This is a genomic window from Desulfoscipio gibsoniae DSM 7213, from assembly GCF_000233715.2.
Classification (GTDB): domain Bacteria; phylum Bacillota; class Desulfotomaculia; order Desulfotomaculales; family Desulfallaceae; genus Sporotomaculum; species Sporotomaculum gibsoniae.
In genome coordinates this window covers 900,377-918,213 of record NC_021184.1, presented here as the reverse complement: position 1 = coordinate 918,213, position 17,837 = coordinate 900,377, and the positions used below count along the sequence as shown (strand labels likewise).

General features: G+C 46.1%; 20 protein-coding genes. 9 read left to right on the top strand and 11 right to left on the bottom strand.

Going from position 1 to position 17,837, the window contains the following annotated elements; translation table 11 throughout:
* The first annotated feature begins 185 nt into the window (after positions 1-185).
* Positions 186-1,085, top strand: coding sequence for a DNA-methyltransferase (locus DESGI_RS04260; RefSeq protein WP_006521097.1), 900 nt, complete (start codon positions 186-188; stop codon positions 1,083-1,085).
* Positions 1,024-2,046 (top strand): XcyI family restriction endonuclease, encoded by a 1,023-nt coding sequence (locus DESGI_RS04255; protein WP_006521096.1) that lies wholly within the window; start codon positions 1,024-1,026, stop codon positions 2,044-2,046. Before DESGI_RS04260 ends, DESGI_RS04255 begins: the two co-directional genes overlap by 62 nt.
* Positions 2,047-2,234: 188 nt before the next feature.
* Here DESGI_RS04255 and larB read toward each other — a convergent pair whose 3' ends face one another.
* Entirely contained in the window at positions 2,235-3,014 is a 780-nt protein-coding gene (gene larB, locus DESGI_RS04250) for a nickel pincer cofactor biosynthesis protein LarB (RefSeq protein WP_006521095.1), read from the bottom strand.
* A 372-nt stretch (positions 3,015-3,386) separates the two neighbouring features.
* Here larB and DESGI_RS26005 point away from each other — a divergent pair, with 372 nt between their 5' ends.
* On the top strand, positions 3,387-3,509 hold the full coding sequence (locus DESGI_RS26005; RefSeq protein ID WP_281168085.1) for a hypothetical protein: 123 nt from the start codon (positions 3,387-3,389) through the stop codon (positions 3,507-3,509).
* A 79-nt stretch (positions 3,510-3,588) separates the two neighbouring features.
* On the opposite strand, the gene DESGI_RS04245 is transcribed toward DESGI_RS26005, so the two are convergent.
* Positions 3,589-3,786, bottom strand: coding sequence for a hypothetical protein (locus DESGI_RS04245; RefSeq protein WP_006521093.1), 198 nt, complete (start codon positions 3,784-3,786; stop codon positions 3,589-3,591).
* A gap of 287 nt (positions 3,787-4,073) precedes the next feature.
* Here DESGI_RS04245 and DESGI_RS04240 point away from each other — a divergent pair, with 287 nt between their 5' ends.
* The gene (locus tag DESGI_RS04240; RefSeq protein WP_006521092.1) at positions 4,074-5,402 is read left to right on the top strand and encodes a glycosyl hydrolase family 18 protein; all 1,329 of its coding nucleotides are present in this window, start codon (positions 4,074-4,076) and stop codon (positions 5,400-5,402) included.
* A gap of 235 nt (positions 5,403-5,637) precedes the next feature.
* On the opposite strand, the gene DESGI_RS04235 is transcribed toward DESGI_RS04240, so the two are convergent.
* Positions 5,638-6,408, bottom strand: coding sequence for an alpha/beta hydrolase (locus tag DESGI_RS04235; RefSeq protein WP_245561147.1), 771 nt, complete (start codon positions 6,406-6,408; stop codon positions 5,638-5,640).
* A gap of 179 nt (positions 6,409-6,587) precedes the next feature.
* On the opposite strand from DESGI_RS04235, the gene DESGI_RS04230 reads away from it, so the two are divergent.
* Positions 6,588-6,845 carry a hypothetical protein gene (locus tag DESGI_RS04230; RefSeq protein ID WP_006521090.1) on the top strand — a complete coding sequence of 86 codons (258 nt, stop codon included), beginning with the start codon at positions 6,588-6,590 and terminating at the stop codon, positions 6,843-6,845.
* Between the two features lie 25 nt (positions 6,846-6,870).
* Entirely contained in the window at positions 6,871-7,341 is a 471-nt protein-coding gene (locus DESGI_RS04225) for a spore coat protein (protein ID WP_006521089.1), read from the top strand.
* A 296-nt stretch (positions 7,342-7,637) separates the two neighbouring features.
* Here DESGI_RS04225 and DESGI_RS04220 read toward each other — a convergent pair whose 3' ends face one another.
* From DESGI_RS04220 to DESGI_RS04200, 5 genes are all read right to left on the bottom strand, one after another.
* Positions 7,638-8,201, bottom strand: a complete 564-nt coding sequence (locus DESGI_RS04220; RefSeq protein ID WP_006521088.1) for a TetR/AcrR family transcriptional regulator — start codon at positions 8,199-8,201, stop codon at positions 7,638-7,640.
* A gap of 89 nt (positions 8,202-8,290) precedes the next feature.
* The gene (locus tag DESGI_RS04215) at positions 8,291-9,400 is read right to left on the bottom strand and encodes an ABC transporter permease (RefSeq protein WP_006521087.1); all 1,110 of its coding nucleotides are present in this window, start codon (positions 9,398-9,400) and stop codon (positions 8,291-8,293) included.
* 126 nt (positions 9,401-9,526) lie between these two features.
* Positions 9,527-10,450: an ABC transporter ATP-binding protein gene (locus DESGI_RS04210; protein ID WP_006521086.1), complete on the bottom strand. Its 924-nt coding sequence runs from the start codon at positions 10,448-10,450 to the stop codon at positions 9,527-9,529.
* On the bottom strand, positions 10,450-11,364 hold the full coding sequence (locus tag DESGI_RS04205) for an ABC transporter ATP-binding protein (RefSeq protein ID WP_006521085.1): 915 nt from the start codon (positions 11,362-11,364) through the stop codon (positions 10,450-10,452). The genes DESGI_RS04210 and DESGI_RS04205 overlap by 1 nt, the downstream gene beginning before the upstream one ends.
* Positions 11,357-12,355 carry an HlyD family secretion protein gene (locus tag DESGI_RS04200; RefSeq protein WP_006521084.1) on the bottom strand — a complete coding sequence of 333 codons (999 nt, stop codon included), beginning with the start codon at positions 12,353-12,355 and terminating at the stop codon, positions 11,357-11,359. The genes DESGI_RS04205 and DESGI_RS04200 overlap by 8 nt, the downstream gene beginning before the upstream one ends.
* 357 nt (positions 12,356-12,712) lie before the next feature.
* Between DESGI_RS04200 and DESGI_RS04195 the strand changes: the two genes are divergently transcribed.
* Positions 12,713-13,180, top strand: coding sequence for a hypothetical protein (locus DESGI_RS04195; RefSeq protein ID WP_006521083.1), 468 nt, complete (start codon positions 12,713-12,715; stop codon positions 13,178-13,180).
* A gap of 354 nt (positions 13,181-13,534) precedes the next feature.
* On the opposite strand, the gene DESGI_RS04190 is transcribed toward DESGI_RS04195, so the two are convergent.
* Entirely contained in the window at positions 13,535-13,873 is a 339-nt protein-coding gene (locus DESGI_RS04190; protein ID WP_006521082.1) for a cupin domain-containing protein, read from the bottom strand.
* Positions 13,874-14,204: 331 nt separating this feature from the next.
* On the opposite strand from DESGI_RS04190, the gene DESGI_RS04180 reads away from it, so the two are divergent.
* Together DESGI_RS04180 and DESGI_RS04175 are read left to right on the top strand one after the other, a co-directional pair.
* Positions 14,205-15,029: an SDR family NAD(P)-dependent oxidoreductase gene (locus DESGI_RS04180; protein WP_006521081.1), complete on the top strand. Its 825-nt coding sequence runs from the start codon at positions 14,205-14,207 to the stop codon at positions 15,027-15,029.
* Positions 15,030-15,208: 179 nt separating this feature from the next.
* Entirely contained in the window at positions 15,209-15,610 is a 402-nt protein-coding gene (locus tag DESGI_RS04175) for a pyridoxamine 5'-phosphate oxidase family protein (RefSeq protein WP_006521080.1), read from the top strand.
* Between the two features lie 161 nt (positions 15,611-15,771).
* Here DESGI_RS04175 and DESGI_RS04170 read toward each other — a convergent pair whose 3' ends face one another.
* Positions 15,772-16,218, bottom strand: coding sequence for a GreA/GreB family elongation factor (locus DESGI_RS04170; protein ID WP_006521079.1), 447 nt, complete (start codon positions 16,216-16,218; stop codon positions 15,772-15,774).
* Positions 16,219-16,402: 184 nt separating this feature from the next.
* Positions 16,403-17,626, bottom strand: coding sequence for a M48 family metallopeptidase (locus tag DESGI_RS04165; RefSeq protein ID WP_006521078.1), 1,224 nt, complete (start codon positions 17,624-17,626; stop codon positions 16,403-16,405).
* Between the last annotated feature and the right edge of the window lie 211 nt (positions 17,627-17,837).

Below are 17,837 nucleotides of genomic sequence, written 5' to 3'. Positions count from 1 at the left end.
TTTATTTAACCCTTCCACCGAAAAATACCCATCTGCGAGCTCGCAAAGGACAAAAATAAGGATGGTTTAGTTTTTTTAGCAACCCCCAGAGGGAACTATTGTTTGCCCCTAACTCCACTGGTATAATATAGTTATGAATTGAAAAAAGGTAGTTCCATATGATTTATTGTGCTATGGAGGTAACCATGAAAGTTATTAAATCAGGCGAGTTAGGAAAAACATTTGAGATTAGAGAATCCAGCATCCTTTTAGGAGATGCCAAAGAAGCATTAATGGTAATTCCTGACAAAACAGTTCAATGTACTGTATGCTCACCTCCTTATTGGGGACTCCGGGATTATGGAATTGAAAATCAAATTGGAGCTGAAAATAAACTTGATAATTACATAAATAATTTAGTTGAAATATTTAGAGAGGTCAGACGGGTTTTAAAAGACGACGGTACCCTTTGGTTAAATATAGGGGATTCCTACACAAGCGGTAATCGAAAATATCGTGCCCCTGACCGAAAGACTGACACTAAAACTAATGTTAGGGCTATGAGCTATCGTCCCGAAACTCCAGAGGGGTTAAAACCCAAAGACCTTATTGGAGTTCCTTGGCGGGTTGCCTTTGCACTTCAAGCTAATGGATGGTTTCTAAGATCAGATATCATTTGGAATAAACCAAACTGTATGCCTGAGAGTGTTAAGGATCGTCCGACAAAATGTCACGAATATTTATTTCTTCTAAGCAAATCGAAACATTATTATTATGATTATCAATCAATTAAAGAACCAGGTGACACCGGCCATTTAAGAAATAAAAGAACCGTCTGGAATGTTAATACACAGGCTTTTAAGGAGGCCCACTTTGCGACATTTCCTCCGGAGTTAATAATGCCCTGTATTCAAGCTGGCAGTAAGGTAAATGATTTTGTCCTGGATCCCTTCTTTGGCTCAGGAACAGTAGGGGTAGTGTGCAACGAATTAAACCGTAGATTTATAGGAATTGAAATTAATCCTGAATATATCGAGATGGCCAGTGAAAGGATTATATCTGCCAAATACGATAAGGAAGAAAGAAGAAGATGCAATGAGCTTTAAAATCCCACTTCCCGACACCCAAATTAGTTTCTATCAGAGGCTGGATAAATTAAAAAAGACAACCCTTCAGGAAGCATTATACAAAACAGTTGAAAAAGTAGATATAGGCAAACTTGATAAAGAATTAAGGAAATATGTTAAAAATAGTGACCTGCAATTATTAGCCAGATATGGGATAAGAGGGGAGGTAATGTTCGTTGTACCTTACTTACTAAGGACAAACCCTCAGTTAATTGGTTATTACAGGTTACTATTGGGTTTTCCCCAAAAGTCTTTTTATACGGGTAACAGAGGTTTAGGATTTGGGATTTTTAAAAGTATGGAATCTAAAGGGATCATAACTAAAGCTCAGGAACCCTTAATTGAAGATTTAGTAAAAGTATTAAACAAAAGTTCTTCATTGTTATTGAACTCGATCGAAAAATCATCAATATCTGCCAGCTTAATTAGGGATCTAACATTATTAACACTGGGTCCTCAATTAAGAGGCGGTAGGAATAATGATCTCGGGATCGCAGCAACTAAGATGGTTTTTGAAATTATTAGACAAATAGTTAGCCCAGCTATCAAAGAGTCAACTAATACAAAGATAGTTTTAAGCAATGCCGCAGGGAGGGAGACATTTATAGAGTTTGCCTCCGACCCGGACATCATTATTAGGGAAAAATTAAAATCAGGTAAGTTCAAAAACTGGATTGCCATTGAAATTAAGGGTGGAACAGATTTATCAAACGCCCATAACCGTTTAGGGGAAGCTGAGAAGAGTCACCAGAAGGCCCGATTGGCTCATTATACTGAATGCTGGACTTTGATTGGTTTTAACATCGATTTGGAATTAGCAAGTAAGGAATCACCAACAACCGATAGGTTTTATCATATATCCCATCTTGCAGATATAAACAATGCTGAATACGAAGATTTTAAAGAAAGCATTATTGCAATTGCGGGCATTTCAGATTAGTACGCCAAATATTAGTTTCATTTAATAAAAAATGTGCAATTATTAAACATAAGTAACTGGGGTAGACATGGCTTCACACCTATTCTTTGCCCTTAATGCTTAAGCAAGAAAAATTACACCCGTTTAAAAAAGATAGCCGGGACTTATGTGTTACGATAATACCCATGGAACTACGTTACGGACTGTATTTAAGCACGATCTTTAGCGCAATAGTTTTTAACTGCAATACGGGTTATCGCATTAGCCAGCGTGGCGGCCCCGAAGCCGTTATCAATATTTACTACGCCCACACCCGAGGCACAGCTGTTCAGCATGCTGAGCAGCGCCGCCAGTCCTTGAAAGCTGGCCCCGTAACCCACACTGGTGGGCACGGCGATAACAGGCTGTTCCACCAGCCCACCCACTACACTGGCCAGGGCACCTTCCATACCCGCCACCACAATGACCACGTGCGCCCATTTAAACATCTCCAGCTTGTCCAATAAACGGTGGATACCCGCCACTCCCACATCGTAGCACCTGTGCACCCGGTTGCCCATTACCTCGGCGGTGATAGCCGCCTCTTCCGCCACCGGCAAATCGGCAGTGCCGGCCGTCACCACCAGTACATTGCCCCTGGGCGCCGGCCTCTCGCCACGATAGACCACGATAGTCCGGGCCAGCTCCGAGTAAACCGCATCATCCAAAACAGCCTGCACTGCATCAAAAACATCCCGCCCGGCCCGGGTGGCCAGAACAGTACGGTTGTTTCGGCTTAGTTTATTCATTATTTCCACAATCTGCGCGGTGGTTTTACCTTGACAGAAAACCACTTCCGGGAAACCCTTGCGCAGTGCCCTGTGGTGATCGAGCTTGGCAAATCCAATGTCTTCGTAAGGCAAGTTCTTCAGTCTGCCCAAAGCTTCATCAACGTCCAGGCGGCCTAAATTAACATCCATTAATAATTGGCGCAGCTCGTCACTGGTCATGTCACATTCTCCCTGTCCTCGATATAGTTAAATGCATATAATCTAGCTGGTATTTCGCTTTAGGCTCCACAAAATCCGGTTTTGCACGTGCAATAACACAACCGAAGTAATGGAAGCTTAACAAATCATGAGACCGGTTTTATCCGGCTGCCTAACATTTAAAAGCGCTCAAACCAGGTACGACCATATCCAGTTATCATTATACCGGGCTTTTATCTAGTTGCCAATTTAATATCCTAAACTTCACTGCGCGCATTATTACGACATTATGAGCGGACTATGATCAGGGATTCATACACCGAAAACCTATACGAAATGGTACCATGTAATAATAGAACGATTAATGCAAAGAATAATCGCGGAGGTGATGAAATGCTTAATGATAAGGATGCCAAGGAAATGGACTGGGTTAACCGTGAAGCCAATGAGGAAGCAGCCCAGGATTACCTGCGCATCAGAATGGACGACAATGATAATTTCGGCGAAGGCCAATAAAAAAAGCCCCTGTACGGGGCTTTTTTTATGGGGTCATTTATGGGGTCAGACTTAAACTTTCATAAACTTTCTTGTTATTTTACTCATTTTTCAACCCGGTTTTCTCAGACATACCCATTTTTACACCCTTGTTAGTGCCATGCCGCTGCCCGCTGTTCAATTGGGCCTCCTGGGACTTAATCTCCCTGGCCCGCGGTGCCCCCACCGGCCGGTGCAAATCCTGCTGCAACTCGGGCTCGTCATGCTTAAAATCCAGGTGATACGGTCTTTCTGCCATTAGGTCTACCTCCGTCATAATGTTTTAAAGATATTGTGTTGGATATACGGCTAAAATATGCCCCACTTTGATATTAATTAAGCCTCTTGCACCTTTTGAGGCAAAAGTCCTCTGGCAAGTTATAGTAGACCATGCTCGCGAAATCAGCATACTAATTTTATTCCTTATTACCATACTTTCTAAAGCTTTGGAACATCTGTCAACTGAGCATATATTTGACCAATGCTTTACTTGTCCAGTTATTCTATAATCTTTATGTGATAAAAAATACATGTAAGGAGGCCGTCATGACATCATCCTGGAAAAAGCTTCTTTCTCTGGCCCTTACCGCTTTTCTATTATCCTTTTTTGTAATTAGCGTGCCCGCATCCCAGGCAGCGCTGCCGCTAAAACAGGGACACCGGGGCGCGGATGTGCTGACTCTGCAGCAACAATTACAAACCCTCGGTTACTTTCAAACCAACCCCACAGGTTATTTTGGCCCCATCACCACTAACTCAGTGGTAAAACTACAGTCAGATTATCAAATAAAAGTTGACGGTATTGTAGGTTCTCAAACCAATCAGTTAATTAATAAATTATTGGGATACACCCCACCGCCGTCAACCGACCCCTCAGCCAAGTTTAAAAAGGAAGTGCTTGGTTTTTACGTTGGCGATGAGTACTCGATACCATCTTCATACGCTACCCTGGAAAAGCAGAAAAACACCATAACCTCCATATCCCCCTTCTGGTACAGGCTGGACAGAAATAACCCGGGGAAACTGGAACAGTACGGCAACGACACGCTACAGGAAATTAACCAGGTGCTTAAGCTCACCAAAGAAAACAATATCAAAAACTATGCCTTGATACATAACCTGCTTTACGGGACAACTTCCGTTGGGCGGGATGTGCTCCACACAGTGCTGGCCAACCCGAACACCCGCTGGACACTGGTGATGAATATATTTGATCTGCTCAAAGAAAACGGCTTTCAAGGTGTATGCATGGATATCGAAAATATGCATGCCTGGGACCGGGAGTTATATATCCAGTTTTTAGCTGAACTGTCGGCCCAGTTAAAGCCTGCCGGGTTTGAAATTATCGTTTGCGTTCCCTCTAGAACCACCGACAAGGCTACCGGCGGCTGGGGCGACAACTTTGATTTTGCCAAAGTGGGCCGGTATGCCGATATGGTGGCCATTATGGCTTACGATGAGCATACCGCAGGCGGCAAGGCCGGCCCAATAGCCTCCCAGGCTTACGTTGACCGGGTTATCAAATATGCACTGTCCAAACTGCCTCAGGAGAAGATACTGCTGGGTATCGCCGGTTACGGCTTTGACTGGAATTATGGCCTGGGCAACTCCAGGTACCTTTCTTACCAGCTGGCTATGGACACTGTTAAAAAGTATAAAAAAAGCATACAGTGGGATAACGGCAGCCAGGCCCCTTATTTTAGTTACACCGACCAGAACGGCCACTGGCACAGCGTTTATTTCGAAAACTCCAGCAGCATGGCTTTCAAGCTGGATGCAGTGAATAAGTATAACTTGAGAGGCATTGCCATTTGGCGTCTGGGCATGGAGGATCCCGACAGCTGGCGGGTCATTAGGGATAAATTCGGAAAGTAGGGGAGAACGCACTCACTACATGTATGTTATTTAGCTTAAATGGCCCTGCCATTTGAGATTTTACCTAATACTACAGCGAAAATTACTTTATTAGGCTATTATTCCTGCTCGTCTTCATCTTTCAACTTTCAACCTTTCAACACCTGGCACCACGGTAAATACAGGCCCTTGTTCTCCTTGAAAGAGAACAGGGGCCGTGATTGGTTATAATGCCTTGGTAAAGCAGCAACCCATATTAGCCGGGCAAACCACTAAGCCAACCGGCAACATACCCGGCGGTAACTTCCCAACCGGGCTCACCGATCATCCAGTGGGTATGATCAAATTCCCTGTAAGTCGCCACGGATTTATACTTACCGGCTACTTTTTTTACCACTGATGCCGGGGTTATTCTATCCTCTTTTCCGGCAATAACCAGTACCGGGCACTGAATCTTTTGACTGTCCACCCGGGCGGCCCTGTGGAAATCCAGGAACCAACAGCCAATTTCGAAGACTACCCGGACTGATTCATACACCATCCGGTTATAAACCCTTTTCTGCTCTTCAGGAGATAGCCTGTGTAACATAGCGTCAACCGCGCCCTGGAAAGATGCACGAAAGGACTTTCGGCAAAAGTCCATCTGGGGCAGCATACCCAAAAAGCTTTTGAAAACCGAATAGTTAACGGACATTATATCAGCGGGTGCGGCCGGAGTAAGCAACACCATTGCCCGGGCCACCCCCCGGCTGCCTAGAATTTGCGCCAGTAAACCGCCCATGGAATGCCCCATCAATACAGGGGGTTCGTCCAAATTTGCTATCCCCTCTTCCAGGTCCCGGGCATAATCCAATAAACTGGTGGCACCCAAACGGGGATCAGGCTTGCCGAGCGGGTCCATATCGTGATAACGCAACACCGGCGTAATGCACCGGTATCCTCTGGCTTCAAAAAAATCCTTGTATTTTTCCCAGCACCAGGCACCGCCCATCATACCGTGGATCATCACTATTGTTCCCGCCATCATGCCACTTCCTTCATATAAATCTCCCACCAAAGCAAACTTCAAGTTGAATTTTTTTATTATACTATACGCTGAAGTGACGGCTGATTGACAAAAACGCGTTTTTATCAGGACTGATTACATACTATTGCCGTAATCAGGCAAAATATTAATAAACTTTTTTGCAAGGAGATGATATATTCATGAATGCACAATACTACCAGCAGCAACCGGGGCAAATTATGCCTGAACCGCCCAATGTAAATAGCACCAAGGATCATCTTTATCTTAAGGACGCCCTGTCCTGGGAACTTACCACTATGAAAATGATCCACCACGGTGCCAGGAACTGCACGGACCCGGAAATCCGGGATTACATGGACCGGGCCGGACAAATGCACCAAATGCATTACCAAATTCTGTTGAACCATTTAAACCCCGCCAATGCAGCTAATCACTAAGGTATAATATGGGAGGTTTTAATTTATGTATAATCAACAGCAAAACATGATGGGCTTGCCGGGCATGCCGGGCGGCCAATACATACCAGGCCGTCAGGGCATGCAAAGCATGCAAGGCCAGCAAAATATGCAAAGCCAACAAGGCATGCCGAACCAGCAACAGCAAAATATGATTAAAAATCCCCAGTCCAATCTGCTGCCCCAAGTCAAGAGCGCACGCATCAATGACCGGGACACTTTAAATTTCGCCCTGTCCCAGGAAAAATATATCACGGATAATTTAAATGTATTTGCTCGTGAAGCCAGCCACAGGCAGCTGCACAACGATGTGATGCGTATTTTTAATGAAACCCACGCCATGACCCGCGAGCTGTTTGACCTTATGTTCAGGAAGGGCTGGTACTCCCTGGAACCGGAACAGCCGCAAAAAATGGCGCAAACACACCAGCAATTCAGCCAGTATAGCTCTCAGTTCCCGTATCCCATGTACCAGTAGAAGGCGCTTTTTGACAAGATATATCCTCCGCTGCTCATTCTACAGGCACATAGTATCGACTTTATTGCACATTTTCAATAAGACTATTCCCATGACAAGAGGCTGTTAATAAAAAAACAGCCTCTTGCTATGAGCAAAACTCGTTTGCCGGTATAACAACCGCCTTTAACAGGCTTTTTATTGGCCTATGTCAAACAGTTTACTGGTAAACCCGAACAGCCAGGCATATTAAAGCTATGCAATATCCTTTAACTACCTCGTTCTCAGCTTCGCAAACCTGCATGTCCGGCCACGTATCAACCGGTGCCACTTCCGCCCACTAAGCCATACGTAAAAAGCTCCACCAGCTGGCCAACGGCCCCATCAAAGGTCAGTCCATGGTCCAGGATAAATTCCGGGTTGATTATCGCCTGGATGGAGGCTAAAAATGCTGCCATAAACAGTTGTGGATGAATATCCCGGGCATAACCCTTTTTGGCCATAACCAGCTTGATAAAATGTTGAATTTTCTTCGTCCTGAATTCCTCTATTTTATTCCAAAAGTGTGGGTAATGCACTCGTAAATCATGTAATACCAGTGGGTTAATTAACCTCCCACCGGTTTGCGTAAAATGTTTGATCAGTTCCGCAAACATGTCTGCGGGATTTTTTTCTTCATTAACTATGCGCTCAATACCACCAGCCACTAAGGCCATAAACTGATCCAGCACTGCTTCAATTATTTCTTCTTTACTGGAAAAATACCGGTAGACCGTCCTTTTGCTCATGCCAGCCTGGCTGGCCAGTTCATCCATGGTAAAGTTATAAAAACCCCGGGTGTGGGATAACTCTATTAAAGCAGCTATAATGCGTTCTCTCATTGAAACCCGGCACTCCTTTAATTTGGTAAATTTTCACTCCTGCGATAATACGATTTACCGATGTGCAGCTGCGTTTGTCAATTAACCTGCTAAGCGATTTTTTTCTTAAATTTCAATATGCTTAACGTCAGAAGCACTACCGAAAAAACCAGCAGCGAAACAACCTGTCCAACCAGGTAGGGAAACCCGATGCCCTTTAATACTATGCCCCTGATTATATCCAGGTAATAAGTCAGTGGAATTATACTACTCAGATAATAAATAAATTTGGGCATGGCATCACGGGGAAACATAAAACCTGACAGTAATATGCTGGGCAGCATAACAAAAAAGGACATCTGGAACGCCTGCATCTGGGATTTGGCAATATTGGAAATCAATATACCCAGTCCCAGTGAAGCGGTGATAAAGAAAAGGGTTAGCAGGTATAACTCAAGCAAGCTGCCCCTGATGGGTACGTGAAATACAATCACCCCCACCAGCAGCGCCACGGTGATTTGCAGGTAACCCAGTACGATATAAGGCACAATTTTACCGATCATCAGCTCGTAAGATTTGATGGGAGTGACAATTAACTGTTCCAGGGTACCCCGCTCCCGCTCCCGCACAATACCCATGGAAGTCATGATCACCATGGTCATGGTCACAATTATCCCCAGTATGGCCGGCACCATGTAATAAGCGGTGATACCGTCCGGATTGTACCAGGGGCGCACCCTGATATCATAGGGAGGCCCTTTAAACTGTTTACTTTGCGCCAGCATCTTTTGTGATTCTATGAGCCCAATGGAATTGGCCACGGCCACAGCCTGGTTGGCTACCATATTATCGCTGGCGTCTACAATTACCTGCACCGGACCGGATTCGCCCCTTTTGATGCTGCGGGCAAAGTCCGGCGGGAAAATTATGCCCACCTTGGCCTCACCGCTGTCGATCATTTTATTAACCTCGGTATAGCTGTTTACCACCCGGGCAATATCGAAATAGCCGGAAGCACCGAAGGCATCCAACAAATCGCGGCTTTCAACCGAAAGCGACTGGTCAAATACCACGGTGGGTATGTGCTTAACCTCAGTCTGAATGGCATAGCCAAACAATAGCAACTGCACCAGCGGAAGCATAAATATTAAGCCCAGCGTCATCCGATCCCGGCGCATCTGCAATATCTCTTTATGTAAAACCGCGATAATCCTGCTCATAGAGGCACCTCATTTTAGCTAGTTAGTCTTAGTTTGTTAGTAGTTAGATTAACTATTCTTTTAAACACTCACAATAAGTAATCCTCGCTGTGGTATTAAGGGCGAGCTTGAAGATATCCCGTCAATTTAACTAGCAATAGATATTCGTTGGACCTCACCAGCCAGCGCAATAAAAACGTCCTCCAGCGATGGGGTAATGGTTTTGGGTGTAGCTCCTGTGAATGCCGCCAAAGCCGTAAGGCCGGCCTCGTCATCAAGCAGTACGTGCAGTAGGGGACCGTGCACGGAGCATTCCTTTACATAGGGCAGCTGCTCAATGCTTTCTATACGATCCATGGCATCGGGCAAATCCAATTCCACCAGACAGCCTTCCAAAACGTTTTGTTTTAAATTGCCCGGGGTATCCACAGCCATCAGCCGTCCTGATGAGATAAAGGCAATTTTATCGCAGTACTCGGCTTCATCCATAAAGTGAGTAGTAACCATCACCGTGGTGCCCTTGCCGGCCAGGCGCCTGATGATGTTAAAAAAACGACGCCTACTAGTGGGGCTCACCCCGCTGGTGGGTTCATCCAGAAATACAATGGCAGGCCGGGCAATAATGGCACAGCCCAGGGCCAGCCTCTGCTTCCAGCCGCCGCTTAAATTGGCTGCCAGCTCATCCTCCCGGCCGGTCAAACCAGCCATGTCCATCATTTCCTGCACCCGGCTTTTCCTTTCCCGACGGGGTATATTATACAACCCGGCATAAAAATGCAGGTTTTCCGCTGCAGTTAAGTCGTCGTACAAGCTGAATTTCTGAGACATGTAACCGATGCGCCGCTTTATTTTTTCACTTTCCCGCACCAGGTCGTAGCCTAATACAGTGGCCGTACCCGACGTCGGTTCCAATATGCCGCAAAGCATCCGTATAGCTGTTGATTTTCCAGCCCCGTTGGGCCCTAAAAAACCGTAAATCTCCCCCGGTTTAATCTGCAATGTAAGTTTGTCCACAGCTATAAAATTGCCGAAGACCCTGGTCAGACGGTCGGTAGTTACTGTGTATTCCACTACACCACCTCTTTTTCTGCCAGCGCAATGAATACATCTTCCATAGTGGGGTTTATTTCCACCCAGCGCAGCCCGCCTGCTATGCCGTTTTCTTTCAGACGGTGCTCCATAGCTCGCCGGGCTGCCTGCACATCCTCCACCACCACGCGGTATTTATCGCCGTAATACGATACATCCACCACATGGGGCAAACCGTTGAACAGCTCGGGCCGGCGGACATCAACCCACACCTCCAGTACCCGGTACGGGAAACTGCTTTTCAACCGGGCCGGTGAATCGGCCGCCACCACCCGGCCCCGGTCCATAAAAGCTACCTTTGTGCACAGCTCGGCTTCGTCCATGTAGGGTGTAGAAACCATAATGGTCATACCCTGCCTATTCAGGCTGTATAATATCCTCCAAAATTCCTTACGGGATTCGGGATCCACCCCGTAAGTAGGCTCATCCAACACCAGCAGGCCGGGCCGGGTGACAAGGGCACAGGTCAGGGCCAGTTTTTGCTTCATGCCGCCGGACAGGTTATCGGCCAAGCGGTCTTTGAAGCGCAAAAGTCCGGTCATATTCAGTATTTCCTCAGCCCGTTCTTTAATGGTTGCCCGGTTTATTTTATACAAGGCACCAAAAAAATTGATATTTTCCATCACCGTCAAATCACCGTACAGGCTGAACCGTTGAGGCATGTAGCCAAGTATAGCCCCTTGAGCTCGTTTCCCGTGCTCCGCGGTGGAACCCGCCAAAAGCACCATCCCCCGGTCAGGTACTATAAGCCCGCAAATCATACGCATCATAGTGGTTTTACCGGCCCCGTCCGGGCCCACCAGACCGAAAATATCCCCTGCGGTCACAGATAAATTTACTTCACTGACGGCAGTGACCGGGCCAAAACTTTTGCCCAGGTTTTCTGTTTTAATCATGGGCCGCCCTCGGCCCAAAAGTCACGTCCGCCGGCATGCCCGGTTTTAATACATCCTTGGTATCCTCAATTTTTATTTTCACGGCAAATACCACATTAGCCCGCTCTTGCTGGGTTTGAATAGTCTTGGGAGTAAATTCACCCTGGGTGGCGATTTCCTCAACCACCCCTTTAAACACCTTGTCCAAACCGCTAACGCTAAACTGCACCTGCTGGCCCAGTTTTATGAGGGGTAGGTCAACGGTGGGTATGTATACCTTGATCCAGAGGTCCTTTAAGTCTGCCACAGTGGCCAGGGGAGCCCCCATCTGCACGTATTCCCCCACCTCATAATTACTGGACAGCACCACCCCTTCAATGGGGGAATAAACCTTCAAATCAGCCAGCATGGCATCACTGGCCTTGAGCACAGCCTTGCTGCGCTCCACCTCCGCCTGGGCAGCCTTGATCTGCTGTGGGCGGCTGCCCGACTCTAAAAGGTTCAGCCTGGCCTCGGCAGCCGCCAGCTGGTTTTCTGCCAACTTCGCGTTCGTCATAGCTTTATCATAGTCCGCCTCGGGGACAGCACCGTTTTGGTAAAGGGCCTCTATCCTGGCCAGGTCCGTGGTGGCCTTTTCCAAATTAACCTGCGCAATGTTCACTCCGGAAGCAGCCTCTTTTTTCTCCTGCTCCCGGGCCCCGGATTGTAAATCAGCAAGCTGGGCTTCGGCCTTTAACACACCCAGGGCATCCCGCTCCCGCTGGGCCGCCAAATCACTGCGGGACAGCTCTGCTACCAGTTGACCACCGGTGACGGTATCACCGGTGTCCGCAGCCAGCTTTTTAATCGTACCCGCCATTTTAGCGTTTAACTCCACCGTGGTGGCCTCAATGGTGCCGGTAGCCTGAATAAGTGTATCTTCACGGTTGTAATAATTTTCGTAAACCCAGTAAGAGCCCGCCGCCAGCATTAATAATACCAGCACACCCGCAGCCCTTTTTTTGATATCCATAACCACCACTCCCCTCGTTAACCGATAGATTAATTTGTTACACACTGAGTATGTGTTGTTGTTTTTTGTTAAGTTTTTTTAGAGTCGTTGAGATTAGATTAATATTGCTGCAAAAGTATTTGCTATAAGCTGTGTCTTAGTCCCTGTCACATGAGGATATGTCACTGAAAATCAGTAAACCAAATAAACTGGTTTAGTTTACTTGGTAATATAATAGTACCGCTTATGATAAATGACAATATTTTTTATCGTTCTGCCGGCGAAAAAGGCGACTAGCCCACTGCTGATATTTTCCTTACCACCCGGGAATAATAACAAAAACAAACTGTGGTTGTAATTATAAGGTGGGATAAACAAATGGAAGAACGCAAAATTATAAAGGAACTTAATAAGATATTAACCCTTGAGCACGGTCATCTGGGTATGTATAAAAATTTTTTGGACTACAGCGACCAGGAACTTAGAAGGACTTTTAGAAGATTTGCTGAGATAGAAATAGAGCATATCAATAAAGTAAAAAGCGCGGTTTTAAATATGGGAGGTAAGCCTTCCACTATCGTTGAAGGCGGTGACATTATCGGCCGGTTGTTCGGCATTACCATCAACCTTACTAATGTCCAAGAAGTGGTCAAAACCTACAGTTGGGTCGAAAAAAAATCGCACCAGGGGTATGCCGATTTCGTTTCCAAGCTGGAGCAGTCAGGCGGCGCAATGCAGCAGTTTATTGCTGAAATCGCCGCTGCAAACATGCTTGAGTCCAGGTTAATGCATTTATGGCTGGATGATAAGTTGAAGAGCTATGGGGACCACAAGCCTTCTCAATAGGATTTACGTATCCAGGCAGCATTTGACCATTTAACCTGACTAACTTGGCGTAAGTCTCCCACTTCTATAAGTGGGAGACTGTACGCCAAGTTAGTCATGCATTTTGCAGTTCTAAAATTCAGGGGGAGTTGAATCTCCCCCTGAAGTAAGAACTTGCTTCAATAGATGACCGGAGTCTTAGATATAGCTAGTGTATTTCTCTGGACAGACAAGTTAATCTGTATAAACAACGGTTAAATAAAACGCACCGTGCAGCCACGGTGCGTTTTATTTAATCTATTTTTTTACTTGAATAATGACTAGATGTAGAATAGATGCAAAAAAAAATTGATAAACTCGAAAAATTAACTGTACTCAGGCGCGAATCATTGTCAATAACATTTTAAAGCTTTCCACTGCCCGCAGTGCGTGGGGCTTATTGGCGGGCATAATGAACATTTCCCCTTTTTTCAAACGCAACGGATTACCCGCAATGACCACCTCGGCTTCACCGTCCATCAGCTGCACCATGGCATCAAAGGGCGCGGTATGCTCGCTCAGTCCCTGTCCCTTATCGAAGGCAAACAAAGTTACTGTACCGGTCTTTTTATCAACCAGCGTTCTGCTGACCACTGCCCCCTGCTGGTAGTTAATAAACTCCGCCAGGTTAATTACCTCGGCCAGCGGTGTTGAGGGTTTGTTATTATCACTCATTAAAGCAACCTGGTTTTCCAATGAAAGTCATAAACTAGCTTGACAGTCTTTCTTCCCCGACAAAAGAGGGCGGCGGATATCGCCGGAAAACCAGGCTTTTCACTCCCTTCTGTATTAGATTTGAGTTTTATTATTCTACCTACTGGTTACTTTTTCCTTGCATTTATTGTTTCTGACTACACTAAAAATATTCCCACGGGCGACATGGAGGATAAAATTGAAGCAAGCCGCAAACTGAAGGGATTTGTCGATAAAGGTAGAATGCATATATTTAACTGCACCAAAGCTGAAACAATAAATTTGCCGGTATACAACAAAGGGGGATTCATAAATGGAATTTATGCTAAAAGATAAAAACTGCATTATCACCGGAGCCGGCCGTGGAATCGGGCGGGCTACGGCGCTGCTTTTTGCTAAAGAAGGCGGCCGTGTGGTGGTAAGTGATTTGGACGAAGGTCCGGCTACAAAAGTGGTGGAGGAAATCAAGGCTAGCGGCGGGCAGGCCGTAACATGCATAGGTGACGTAACCGATCCGGCATTTGCGGAAAGGTTGATAAAAACCGCCGTGGAAGCCTTTGGACCAAGCATTGATGTGATCGTCAACAACGCGGGCTACACCTGGGACGGGGTCATCCATAAAATGAGCGACGAACAGTGGGACGCCATGCTCAAAATACACTTAACCGCCCCGTTCCGGATTATCCGGGCCGCCGCCCCATATATTCGGGAAGCGGCCAAAAAAGAAATTGCAGAGGGTCGTCTGGTGACCCGCAAAATTATCAACATTTCTTCCGTCTCGGGGCTGGACGGCAACGCCGGGCAGGCCAACTACTCCAGCGCCAAAGCAGCTTTAGTGGGACTTACCAAGACCCTGGCCAAGGAATGGGGACCGCTAAATGTTTGTGTTAACACTGTAGCCTTTGGTTTTATGGATACCCGTCTCACCCGGGCCAAAGAAGAGGGGGGCACCATCCAACGGGACGGTAAAAATGTAGCCCTCGGCATCCCGGAAAATATACGTCAAATGATTAAAACCGCAATACCCCTTAGAAGGGCGGGTACACCCGAAGAAGGCGCCGGCGCCATACTGCTTATGGCCTCGCCGCTGGCGGATTATATCAGCGGTGAAGTATTGCGCGTCACAGGTGGAAAGTAAATGTATTGAAATAACAATAGTAATTTTTATCATTTGTTCTAATTCGCAGCTTCCTGGCTAATCAACCAAAAAGGATTTAAATAAACTTTCAAGAAAATATTAGATGGCTTGCAGGAAATGATAGTGCCTCGTCGAAAAGATTATTAAACATATGTCCATTATTAAAGGAGTGATTGTTTATGCCAAAGCTTACCGGTGCCGTAAAAGATGTGTTTGAAAAAACCGCCATTTATCCTGTGGCTACGGCCTCCAAAGATGGTGTCCCCAACGTTGTGCCCATTCACTTTGTCAAAATTTATGATGAAGAAACCATCCTGCTGGTTGACAACTTTATGAATAAAAGCCTGAAAAATATGCAGGAAAACCCCCAATTAGCCATCAGTGTTTGGGATATGAAAACAAATCAGGCTTATCAAATTAAGGGGCAGGCCACCATTGTTACTTCGGGAAAACCATTTGAGGAAGCGGTGGCCTGGGTTAAAACAGGAATGCCTGATGTTAACCCCAAATCGGCAATCCTTATGAAAGTCACCCATATCTATAACAGTCAGCCCGGTCCCGATTTAGGCAAAGAATTATAATCGCACACATAAAAAGTCCTGCCACAAAATTAAGATGGGCAGGACTTTTTTAATTTTCCTTATAATGCAATCTACCCGCAAAAAAGTTAATTATACCATAAGCCAGATAACGGCTGATTTGCGGTACACCCACGCAGTGAACAGCACCCTTCCCGCTGCAGCTAGAAAAATGGCAAAGAAACAGAGTTAACCCGGTACCGCAAAACACCGCCCGGTGTTTGCACAGCTACTTCTTCGCCAACTTTTTTTAGCAATAAAGAAATACCAATGGGTGATAAACATGAAGCATCATCGCCATCCTTATTTTGCATTGGCAGCACTATTCTCAGCTTTATTGTTTCATCGTAATCCAGATCCTGCAGATCAACTTCGCTGCCAATTAATACAAAGGGCAAGTTATTATCGGCTGTTTCAGTTATTTTAATATTTTTGGCCAGTTGACTAACACGTGAAACATATTCCTCAATAATTTGCACAACCTCGTTTCTTTCTTTGATTTCATCAGGGAAAAAATCATTCAGCAAATTTTCCTTTTCTTCTTCAACTTTAACAAGCCCCTCTATTAATTTTTCATAGGTTTTCTTTGTCAATTCAACTTGATACTGCATGATTGCCTACTACCCCCTAATAACATTAAATGTAAAATTTGTTATAAATATAGCTGAAGGCACCTCGTTTCAGAAACGAGATGCCTTCCTATAAGCTTACCATTAATGACAATGATTGTCAACCATGCATTATGATGCCATTTAATTGTAACCTTTATATTTAATGACAAAGAAGTTGGGGCAATTATTTAGCTGCCTGCTGTATGGCCTTGATCCTGGCCAGGGCAGGTGGGTGACTGTAGCTAAACCATTCTATATAGGCCGGCGGAGCCACATCGGATAAGTTCTTGGTGGCCAGATTCACCTGTAAGCGCTCCGCGGCCGGGGCATCACCCGTAAGCTGCACCCCCACCCGGTCGGCCTCGAACTCCATGTTCCGGGAAAAGTGGTTCATCACCGGGCTGGCGGCAAAGGAAACCAGCGCCATAAACAGCACAATGACGGCCCAGGTGTAAGGCGGGTAATGACCGTAAGGTGACGGTATAGTGGTCTTCAGTATGATGAACAATAAACCCCAGATGATAAAATTGGCCAGTATACCCAAACCCAACCCCTGAATGATATGCCCCTTACTCCAGTGGGCCATTTCATGGGCCACCACCGCCCTGACCTCATCGGCGGGGTAATCAGCAAGGAGGTTATCATACAATACGATGCGCCTGGTACTGCCCAGGCCGGTGAAATAAGCGTTGGCCTTGGTGGTTCGCTGGCTGGCGTCCATCACCAGCACCCGGTCCACCGGCAGCTGAGCTTTTTGGGAAAGTTCATCCACCATGGCTATAACCGCCGGGTCTTTGGTGGGCTCAAAGCGGTTGAACAATGGGGAAACCAGCACCGGCCAGAGGTAGCTTTGCACCACCAGCCACAGTGATAAAAAGGCCGCGCCCACCAGCCACCAGGCACTGGACCAGCGCCCTATAATCCAGAACAGCAGAGCCACCCCCACGGCGGACAACACTACTTCCAAACCGGCCGATTTGAAATAGTCCAGCCACCAGTTCCCCAGCGACTGGGTGGAAAATCCCCAGCGGTGCTGCCAGTAGTAGCTGCCAAACAGATCAAAGGGCAGGTTAATCAGCCGCAGCAGCAGCCAGAGTACTAGAAAGAACGCTACATAGCTCACCAGCCCACCTCCGGTGAACTGCTGAATCCACCGAGAAATGGCCACAGCCCGGCCGCCAAACACCAGCCACAGCAAAAAAACTGTTTGGGTGATAAACCCGCCAATGAACACCAGCCGCATTCCCCGCACGTAATCACGCCCCTGACTTACCTGCCGGGCACTGAAATATTGGCTAATTTCAGGACTAGGCCGACCGGGAAACAGTGTAAACCACAGAAAAAGCAAGCTGAATACACCGGTCAAAATAATTAGTACTAACCAGATGCCGTTTAATTTTAGCTGCAAATGGCACTCCCCCCCCATATATGTACTAAAGACCAAGTTGTATATCAGGGTATGTGTAAATACATTTCATTATGCCCCCATTAATGGGATACGATTTATTTGGCGCATTTCTAGTGTCAGTTTTTTTCCATTAGTCACTCATGAGCTTTAACAGCTTATAACCAGTCTGCAAATATTATTAAGTCTATTCGAAAAGTCCACACGAGATATA